This is a genomic window from Streptomyces sp. NRRL F-5122 (genome assembly GCF_001507435.1).
GTDB lineage: Bacteria > Actinomycetota > Actinomycetes > Streptomycetales > Streptomycetaceae > Streptomyces > Streptomyces lannensis.
Genome location: NZ_LMWH01000089.1, coordinates 1 through 939 on the forward strand (window position 1 = coordinate 1; position 939 = coordinate 939).

Genomic DNA, 939 nt, shown 5'->3' on the forward strand with positions numbered 1-939 from the left:
AAATTTCAGGAATAAGGGGTCGGTCGTCGGGTACGCGCCTGCTTGCCGGAGGACAGGCCGGCGGGATGAGACCGAACGACCGGGAGGGGCGCGTCGTGGCGACGACGACCGTGCAGATGGCCGAGCAGATGGTGGAGGTGCCGCGGATCGCGGACCCGTCCAAGGCCGCACCCAGGGACGCGCGGGAGTTGTCGAAGCTGTTCTTCGAGCAGCTGGCGGTGCTGGAAGAGGGGACACCCCAGTACAGCTACGCCCGCAACACTCTGATCGAGATGAACATCTCCCTGGTCCGCTTCGCGGCCGGCCGGTTCCGCAGCCGCGGGCCGGAGGAGATGGAGGACATCGTCCAGGTCGGCACGATCGGGCTGATCAAGGCCATCGACCGGTTCGAACTCTCCCGCGAGGTCGAGTTCACCTCCTTCGCCGTCCCCTACATCGTGGGGGAGATCAAGCGGTTCTTCCGCGACACCTCTTGGGCCGTGCACGTGCCCCGCAGGTTGCAGGAGGCCCGCGTGCAACTGGCCCGCGCGAAGGAGGAACTGCACAGCCGGCTGGGCCGCACCCCCACCACCAGGGAACTGTCCGAACTGATGAGCCTGCCCGAGGACGAGGTCGTCGAGGCCCAACTCGCCTCCAACGGCTACGCCTCCGCCTCCCTGGACGCGGCGATCGGCAACAGCGAGGACGGGGAGTCCGCGCTGGCCGACTTCATCGGCGACGAGGACGCGGCCCTGGAACTGATCGAGGACTTCCACACCCTCGCCCCCATGATCGCCGAACTCGACGAACGCGACCGCCGGATCATCCACTGGCGGTTCGTCGATGAACTCACCCAGGCCCAGATCGGCGAACGCCTGGGCGTCTCCCAGATGCACGTCTCCCGCCTGATCTCCCGCCTGCTGGCCCGACTGCGCGAAGGCATGCTCACCACCCAGTGAC

The 939-nt window shown here is 67.4% G+C and carries 1 protein-coding gene; it reads left to right on the plus strand.

Annotated elements, in window-relative coordinates; all coding sequences use genetic code 11:
* Positions 1–116 precede the first annotated feature (116 nt).
* Entirely contained in the window at positions 117–938 is an 822-nt protein-coding gene (locus ADL25_RS11675; RefSeq protein WP_107116576.1) for an RNA polymerase sigma factor SigF, read from the plus strand.
* Position 939: the final 1 nt, after the last annotated feature.